This is a genomic window from Helicobacter sp. T3_23-1056 (genome assembly GCF_053654535.1).
In genome coordinates this window covers 1-7,513 of the sequence record NZ_JBSIUU010000045.1, presented here as the reverse complement: position 1 = coordinate 7,513, position 7,513 = coordinate 1, and the positions used below count along the sequence as shown (strand labels likewise).

Annotated in this window: 9 protein-coding genes; 5 read left to right on the top strand and 4 right to left on the bottom strand. The window is 39.8% G+C overall.

The annotated features are described in order from the left end of the window. Positions 1-171: 171 nt before the first annotated feature. The 4 genes from ACWIUO_RS13075 to ACWIUO_RS13060 all read left to right on the top strand — a co-directional run bounded on the left by ACWIUO_RS13075 (position 172) and on the right by ACWIUO_RS13060 (position 2,822). Complete coding sequence (locus ACWIUO_RS13075) at positions 172-375, top strand: hypothetical protein (protein ID WP_454178333.1); 204 nt, start codon at positions 172-174, stop codon at positions 373-375. Between the two features lie 152 nt (positions 376-527). Then, a complete protein-coding gene (locus tag ACWIUO_RS13070; RefSeq protein WP_454178332.1) occupies positions 528-677 on the top strand; it encodes a hypothetical protein in 150 nt (49 codons plus the stop codon). Continuing rightward, on the top strand, positions 604-774 hold the full coding sequence (locus ACWIUO_RS13065) for a hypothetical protein (protein ID WP_454178331.1): 171 nt from the start codon (positions 604-606) through the stop codon (positions 772-774). The genes ACWIUO_RS13070 and ACWIUO_RS13065 overlap by 74 nt, the downstream gene beginning before the upstream one ends. Positions 775-1,154: 380 nt before the next feature. Beyond that, the gene (locus tag ACWIUO_RS13060) at positions 1,155-2,822 is read left to right on the top strand and encodes a hypothetical protein (RefSeq protein ID WP_454178330.1); all 1,668 of its coding nucleotides are present in this window, start codon (positions 1,155-1,157) and stop codon (positions 2,820-2,822) included. 153 nt (positions 2,823-2,975) lie between these two features. Here the strand turns inward: ACWIUO_RS13060 and ACWIUO_RS13055 are convergent, their stop codons facing one another. The 4 genes from ACWIUO_RS13055 to ACWIUO_RS13040 all read right to left on the bottom strand — a co-directional run bounded on the left by ACWIUO_RS13055 (position 2,976) and on the right by ACWIUO_RS13040 (position 6,498). Then, entirely contained in the window at positions 2,976-3,326 is a 351-nt protein-coding gene (locus ACWIUO_RS13055; RefSeq protein WP_454178329.1) for a heat shock protein transcriptional repressor HspR, read from the bottom strand. Positions 3,327-3,477: 151 nt separating this feature from the next. Next, positions 3,478-4,362 carry a DnaJ C-terminal domain-containing protein gene (locus tag ACWIUO_RS13050; RefSeq protein WP_454178328.1) on the bottom strand — a complete coding sequence of 295 codons (885 nt, stop codon included), beginning with the start codon at positions 4,360-4,362 and terminating at the stop codon, positions 3,478-3,480. 456 nt (positions 4,363-4,818) lie between these two features. Further along, the gene (locus tag ACWIUO_RS13045; protein WP_454178327.1) at positions 4,819-5,646 is read right to left on the bottom strand and encodes a MetQ/NlpA family ABC transporter substrate-binding protein; all 828 of its coding nucleotides are present in this window, start codon (positions 5,644-5,646) and stop codon (positions 4,819-4,821) included. 21 nt (positions 5,647-5,667) lie between these two features. After that, the gene (locus ACWIUO_RS13040; RefSeq protein WP_454178326.1) at positions 5,668-6,498 is read right to left on the bottom strand and encodes a MetQ/NlpA family ABC transporter substrate-binding protein; all 831 of its coding nucleotides are present in this window, start codon (positions 6,496-6,498) and stop codon (positions 5,668-5,670) included. Positions 6,499-7,053: 555 nt separating this feature from the next. Here ACWIUO_RS13040 and ACWIUO_RS13035 point away from each other — a divergent pair. Further along, a complete protein-coding gene (locus ACWIUO_RS13035; protein WP_454178325.1) occupies positions 7,054-7,206 on the top strand; it encodes a hypothetical protein in 153 nt (50 codons plus the stop codon). Positions 7,207-7,513 lie beyond the last annotated feature (307 nt).

Genomic DNA, 7,513 nt, shown 5'->3' with positions numbered 1-7,513 from the left:
ACTAAGGGGGTGGGTTATTTGATATTTTACTGCCGTCATTGTAAGCATTGCTTTTTTAATGCAATGCGTGGCAATCTATTTTTGCCATACTTAAGATTTTTTGCAAAAAATCGAAGTATCTCTAAATCCACAATGTGATATAGATATTTCGGTTTCTTGCGAAACCTCAATATGACAATGGCATACACGCCATATCGTCATTGCGAGCGAGCGCGCAAGCGCGAGCGTGGCAATCTAATACGATTCTACTTTTTTGTCATTTTGTCGTTTTGCTGTCATTGCGAGAATTGCGCTAGTAAAATCGTGGCAACCAACTACGATTATGTCGTTTTTCCGTCATTGCGAGCGCAACTTGTTGCGCGTGGCAATCTATGACTAAAAAACGCAAAAAAGCGTTATTTGGTGATTTGTGATTGTGGATTGCCACGCAAATGCTAGCGCATTTGCTCGCAATGACGAAAATGCAGATTCTCGCAATGACATAATTTCCCCCTCCCGTGCGGAGGGGGACTAAGGGGGTGGGTTTCTTGTCATACCGAGCGAAGCGAAGTATCTCTAAACTTCAAAACTCAAACAGAGATATTTCGCGCTCACGCACTCAATATGACAAAGAAACTTCCGTCATTGCGAGCGAGCAACGCAACGCGTGGCAATCTATTATTTACGCATTGCAGTGAAGATTGCCGCGCATTAGATTTTGCAAAAACGCAAAATCTAATTGCTCGCAATGACGGCAGAGGGGTGTTGCTTTGTGAGATGCTTAGGTTTTTGTGAAAACTTAGTATGACAAATGATAGCGTTTGGATTGCCACGCATTATTCTACGAAAACGCAGAATCTAATGCGTGGCAATCTATCGTTATAAAATGTCAAAAACACGATTTTGGCAAAAACTAATAAAATAGATTGCTACGCAGATTTTGTTAAAATTTGGATTTTAAGCAAAAATCGTTTTCTAAAATTGCATTTTGCATTTGATTTGTAACAAAAATAGTGGATTTTAGCTTGGATTTTATCTTTGCCTGCTATCATTGTATTGTTTTAAAAAACGCAATTTTTGGCGCGATTTCACTCTTATGTGATTTCGCTTTTGAGCGATTTTACCACTGCGCGATTTCGCTTTGGCGCGATTTTACTTTTATTAAAAGGCATAGTATGAGATTATTTTGTTTGCTGATTTTTGTAGCGACTTTTATTTGTGGCAATGCAAGTTATGCCACTCTCAAAGCCAGCACGCAAGAATCTATCACACAAGAAGCGCATTTGAGTGCTAAAGAATCTTCGCCATTTTCCTTACACACCGATGATTTGCTCTCCATCGCCGCGCTTACAAACGCGGATTTGCAAGATTCTACATTTCTAAAAGGGCTAGACACTGCGCAAGCAGTCATCGCCATTTCGGATTTTAACTCTTTAAGCGAGTATCCTATCGATATAGAGTTTCTCGCTCGCGCCGTGTTAAAAGACATTCTCGCTTCCAAAACCCTTCGCCTTAGCAACGCTATTTCTGGCAACGCGCTAAGCAGCGATAAAATGCTTGATTCTATCCGCGCTATGAGGAATAATAGCGAGTTTGGCGACATTATCCCTAAAGGCTCTCTTTTGCCACCAAAATATTCTTTGAGTGCGAGAATCTCAAGCCAAGCTAAAGCCACATCAAGCATAAATAGCGTGGAGTATAGCTTTATTTTTAGCATTGTAAATTTGCAAAATGGCTTAGTGGAGTGGGATTATATCGAGCGGATTAAAAAGAGTGCCAAAGCCCCATTGCCTAACTTTAGAGACGCAAAAATCACGCAATCCAAATACGGGCAAGCCTGCCTAAAATCCGCTCAAAGCGAAAAAATAAACCTAAGCACAAAAGAATCTTGCGAAGTAGCGATTATTGAAATCTGGCAAAATAGCTTTGCAAGCATTCCTGCAAACAAAGCTATGCTTTTATACGAATACGCCAAAACCGCGTGCGAGCTAAAATCCGCCTTTGCGTGCAGGGCGTTAGGCGTGGCGTATAAATACGGAATCAAAGAAAATCTTAACACCATAGCAGAATTTAGTGGCAAAGACACGGGCATAGCCTTAGATGAAAAAGAGCATATTTTATTGCAAGTGGATTTTGCCAAAGCAAAAAGTGCGTATAGCAAGTCGTGTGATTTGCGCGATGGCGGGGGCTGCTACAATCTTGCTCTAATGCAATATCATAGCGAGAATCAAGACTTGCAAAAGGCGAGTGAGTATGCAGGCAAGGGGTGTAAGTATGGATTTAGCGAGGGTTGCGAGCTAGCAAAAGAAATAGAGCAAGCCAAGAGTGAGAATCTAGAGCCACAGGCGTTACAAAAAATCGCGCAATGTGAAGCCAATATCCCGCATTCGTGCGATGCGGCGGCGTTTAACTATCATCACGGATTGCAAGGCGCGGTAAAAAACCAAACAAAAGCATCGCAATACTACAAAAAGGCTTGTGATTTGGGGTATTCGCATTCGTGCTATATCTTAGGAATGTATCAAGTGCAAGGCTATGGGCAGGGAGCAAAAGATATGCGCGAAGCTCTAAAAAATGTGCTAAAAGGGTGCAATGCCGACCCTGTGCGAGAATGTGAGGCGATAAACAAACTCGACCCTACAAAAAGGACGCAACAACAATGCGTAACGCAAGGCAGGCTAGTCGCAGGAAGCGCGTGTCTAAGTGCTGGGGGGTTTTTTGAATCTGGTGTGGGGGTAAAAATCGATACAAATGAGGCGTTGCGAACTTATAAGCGGGGCTGTGATTTTGGCGTGGATAATGCGTGTGAGGCGTATAAAAATCTAAAAGAGCGCGTGCGCTAGAATCTCAGGCAAAAATCTTGGGCTAGAATCTCATTGTGAGGGCGCATAAGCAACATTCTAAAATGCCTTTTGCGTCTGCTTTGCCCTGCCACATTAGATTTTATTTTGGATTATTGTGGAGAGGGATTTGATAATATGGATTTTGCTAGAATCTTATTTTTTAAAAATAATCAACTCATAGGAGCTTTTTTGCGTCATCACGGAATTATTGCCCTTGCTAGCCTGCGTCCTTAGCTCTTCTATGGTGCTATCTAGCTCATCTAGCCGCTCTTTTAGTCGCAAGATAATATCCACGCCTGCTAGATTTACGCCCAAATCGCGTGTCAAGCGCAAAATCGTCTTAATCTTATCAATGTCTCGTTGGGAATAAAGTCGCATTTTGCCATCGGTTCTTCCCGGCTCTATTAGCCCCTCTTTTTCGTATTGTCGGAGGGTTTGGGGGTGGATTTCTAGGATTTTTGCCACCACGCTAATCAAATACACAGGCTCATCATAGCTATACATTTTTGCTCCTTATTTGTGGGATTTTATAGATTTTGTCGCATTTGTGATAATCGCACTGCAAAAAGCAGTCGCAACATTAACAACTAGCTAGATTTTGCATTTAGATTTTGTGCTACATTTTGGGTGAGTGATTTTTTTTGGCTTGCGTGAATTATTTGGCTTTGCCCAAAAGCTCATCTTTTAGCTTTTCTACTAGCTCGCTAGATAGGCTATCCACACTTGGCAAAACCACATTTGCCCTTAGATACAAATCCCCCATTTGCCCGCTTTTTATGTTTTTTGCTCCAAGTTCTTTTACGCGAAATTTTTGTGCGTTTTTGGTATTTTGGGGGATTTTTAGCGTTACTTCTTTGTGTAAAGTGGGGATTACTACCTTGCCTCCAAACAACGCCACGCCCAAAGGCACATCAAAATCACATACCAAATCATCGCCATCGCGCTCATATTTTTCGCTAGGAAGCACGGAGATTTTTAGTAGCAAATCGCCTTGTCCGCTCCTGCCTTTGTGTCCTTTGCCACGCACGCGGATACTTTTGCCATCGCTTATGCCCTCTGGGATTTTAAGCTTTATTGTCTCGCCATTTAGCGATATAGAATGTTCCCCGCCCAAAATCGATAAATCAAATGGAATGCTAAGCCTAGCTTGAATGTCTAAATCCTCGCTAAATCCACCACCAAAACCACTTGAGCCAAACCCACTAAATCCGCCTGCAAAGCCACTATTAAACCCGCCTAGCCCACCAAAAATCTGGCTTAATATCTCATCTAATCCTCCCGCCCCACCTTGAGAGCGGGCAAAATCGTGGAAATTTTGCCCCCCAAACATACTATCGCCAAATTGGTCGTATTGTGCGCGTTTTTGCGGGTCGCTTAGGATTTCATACGCGGCATTTATTTCTTTAAATTTTTCTTCAGCTTCTTTTTGTTTATTGACATCGGGGTGGTATTTGCGAGCGAGCTTGCGATATGATTTTTTTATGTCATCTTGGCTTGCGTTTTCGCTCACTTCAAGCGTCTCATAAAGACTTTTGCTCATTATTTTCTCCTAGATTTTATGTATTTTAGGGTATTTTTGTGTAGATTTTGTAGCAATCTTAAGTGTTATTGTATCATAAAACTTTAGTGTTATTGTATTAAGTTATGTGGATTTTGGAAGTGATAGGCTTGCAAGTAAGTATTGCAAAATGTGGATTTTATGACTAGACATAGTTAGGCATAAAAGAGGTGTTGCAAAAAGAAGTGTTGGGAGATTTAATGGGCAAAACAAAGATTCTAGTCTTTAAAAAAGTATCAAAACTCTTAAAAAACTAGAATCTAAATAAAAAAGGCAAAAGCAAGCCAAAATCTAGCGTGCCTTAAAAAGCTAGACAATAAAGCCACGCAAAATCTAGGCTTTCTTAAAACTTTGCAACAATTCGTTTATAAAACACAACAACGCGTTTTATAAATCGCAATAACACGATAAAAAAACACGCGAAATTAAAAGCCAAGATTAAAACGCAGGGACAATCTCGCCTTTATAATTTTCTAGCAAAAATTTCTTTAACTCTTCGCTTTGGAGGGCATTTTTTAGTTTTATAATGTCTTCTTTGTTTTCATCGCCCTCGCGCACGACCAATATATTTGCATAGGGCGAGCGAGAATCCTCTATGATAAGTGCGTCTTTTGTGGTAAGCCCTATTTGCATAGCGTAGTTGCCATTTATCACTGCCAAATCCCCATCGCCCAATGCCTTTGGCAAAATCGCCGCTTCCAATGCTTTGATTTTTAGCTTTTTAGGATTTTTGATTATATCTGCTTCATTCGCGCTTAAATTGCTAGAATCTTTTAGCGTGATAAGCCCATTATTATGTAGCAAAATCAACGCCCTACCGCCATTTGTAGGGTCATTTGGGATTAAAACTAGCGCACCATTTTTTAGCTCTTTTATGTTTTTGATTTTTTTAGAATACGCCCCAATAGGCTCGATATGGACATTTGCGATAGATTTTAGATGCAAGTTTCTATCCTTGCTTATTTTGTCTAAAAACGGCTTGTGCTGCATAAAATTTGCATCTAGGTTTTTTTCCTCTAGTGCTAGATTTGGCATCACATAGTCTGTGAAATCTACTATTTTTAAATCCACCCCTTGAGATTTTAGCGCAGGCGTGATAAATCGCAAAATCTGCGCGTGAGGCACAGGCGTAGCACCGACTTTTAGCTCGCCTGCTAGGCTAGGCGAGAGTATCGCCCCACATATCCCAAATATAGCCAACACTTTGGCAAAGCATTTTTTGAATTTTGGCATTTTTGCTAGATTTTCTTTTGTTTGTTTCGACATTTTTGTTCCTTCTTTGTTTGTTTATTTGCGTTTTTTCACAGGCAAAATCTCACCCTTATATTTTTGCAAGATAAAATCTGCCACCTCATCGCTTAGCAGGACTTCTTTTAGCGTGGTTATATCTTGGCTAGAGACATTATCACTGCGAGAGACTAGCACATTGACATACGCGCTTTTTTCGCTTTCGTGGAAAAATGAATTTTTTAAGCTCATTTTTGCTTGCAAGGCGTAGTTGCCATTGATTACCGCGGCGTCAATCCTATCTAAAATGCGTGGCAAAGTCGCAGCCTCCACAGGTTTAAATTTAAATTTGCGTGGATTTTGGATAATATCTGCCTCTGTGCAAGCTAGATTTTGTGGATTTTTTAGCTTTATTATGCCATTATCGTGGAGCAGGATTAACGCCCTAGATAGATTTGTAGGGTCGTTTGGGATAGCGATAGTCGCGCCATTTGGGATAGATTCCACGCTTTTAAATTTTTTGGAATAAAATCCAAGCGGGATAATATAAATAGGCTCTATTGCGACTAAATCTAGCTTCCTATCGCTTGCCATTTTTTCCATAAATGGTTTATGCTGATGAAGCGTGGCATCTAGGCTTTTTTCCCCCAAAGCAATATCTGGCGTAATGTAGTCTGTGAAGCTAACCACGGTCATTTTTACGCCCTTTTTTGCCAAAAGTGGCTTTGCAAATTCTAAGATTTCAGCGGCTGGCACAGGCGTAGCACCGACTTTTAGTTCGCCTGCGTTTAGCAAAGAGAAGCTAAAAATCGCCAAAAATGACACAACGATTTTACTAAATTTTTGCGCGCTTACTAGCGTGCTTGTTAGAGTTTTTGGAAATGGTGGCATTTGATTCTCCTTTGACTTTGTGTAGGTTTTTTTGATTTTATGTTTTTTGGATTTTTTACGAGGCGATGGCTTTTTGTGGGCGTTTTTAGTGTTTATGCGTTTTGTATCGCCTTAGCTTTTATCGCTACGCCAAAATCTAAAAGCCAAAAATATATCGCAAAAAATCTAACACAAAACAAATCTTAAATTTTACTTAAAATATTTTTGACTATTTTTGTCTTACTTTTTGTTGTTTTTGTTCTGCGTTCTGCGTTTTATGTTTTGTTTTTTTATATTTATGTTTATTTTTTAAATGTTTTTCATATTTTATGTTTTTTTTCTTTTGCTTTTCTCCATTTTTATTTATGTTTATATTTTCTTGTTTATGTTTTGATTTTATTCCTTTTTCACAAAAGCAAATTTTAAGTTTATTTTGTTTATAGTTGCATTTATTTTTTACATTTTGCTTGTGAATCTTATTTTCTTAAAATACTAGACATAATGAGAAAATCATATTTGCAAGAATCCAAAATGTGTTAAAAGATTTTGTAAAGATTGCGCAAAAAGGGGTTTGAAATGGAAGAGATGAAAAAATCTAACTATCGATATTTGCAAGACTGCAAAGATGGGGTATTAAAATACGGCGCGTTATTTTTGTTTGGCATTTGGAGTATGGTTTTTGCAAATCCTGCATTTGCTTCTAGCGTTGCCAACAACGAGAGAGAGTAACTCTCGCGCAAAAACTTTTTAATGCCATCGCAAGCAATACCATTGTAAGCAATGATTCTGCTTCCGTCATTGCGAGCGATTAGATTTTGCGTTTTTGCAAAATCTAATGCGTGGCAATCTATTTTGTTTTTATCGCAGAGTGGATTGCCACGCTCGTTTCACTCGCACGCAATGACAGCGTTATTTCCACCTCCCTTAGCGCGAGGTGGATTTTTTCTTTATTTGTTCCCCCTCCCTTGCGGAGAGGGCTAGGGGGTGGGTTTCTCTAGATTCTACCGCCGTTATTGTAAGTGCTGATTCTGCTTTT

Excerpts from the sequence above, each read along its gene's own strand:
- ACWIUO_RS13075 (WP_454178333.1), top strand. The coding sequence starts at position 172 with ATGACAATGGCATACACGCCATATCGTCATTGCGAGCGAGCGCGCAAG.
- ACWIUO_RS13065 (WP_454178331.1), top strand. The coding sequence starts at position 604 with ATGACAAAGAAACTTCCGTCATTGCGAGCGAGCAACGCAACGCGTGGC.
- ACWIUO_RS13060 (WP_454178330.1), top strand. The coding sequence starts at position 1,155 with ATGAGATTATTTTGTTTGCTGATTTTTGTAGCGACTTTTATTTGTGGC.
- ACWIUO_RS13055 (WP_454178329.1), bottom strand. The coding sequence starts at position 3,326 with ATGTATAGCTATGATGAGCCTGTGTATTTGATTAGCGTGGTGGCAAAA.
- ACWIUO_RS13050 (WP_454178328.1), bottom strand. The coding sequence starts at position 4,362 with ATGAGCAAAAGTCTTTATGAGACGCTTGAAGTGAGCGAAAACGCAAGC.
- ACWIUO_RS13045 (WP_454178327.1), bottom strand. The coding sequence starts at position 5,646 with ATGTCGAAACAAACAAAAGAAAATCTAGCAAAAATGCCAAAATTCAAA.
- ACWIUO_RS13040 (WP_454178326.1), bottom strand. The coding sequence starts at position 6,498 with ATGCCACCATTTCCAAAAACTCTAACAAGCACGCTAGTAAGCGCGCAA.
- ACWIUO_RS13035 (WP_454178325.1), top strand. The coding sequence starts at position 7,054 with ATGGAAGAGATGAAAAAATCTAACTATCGATATTTGCAAGACTGCAAA.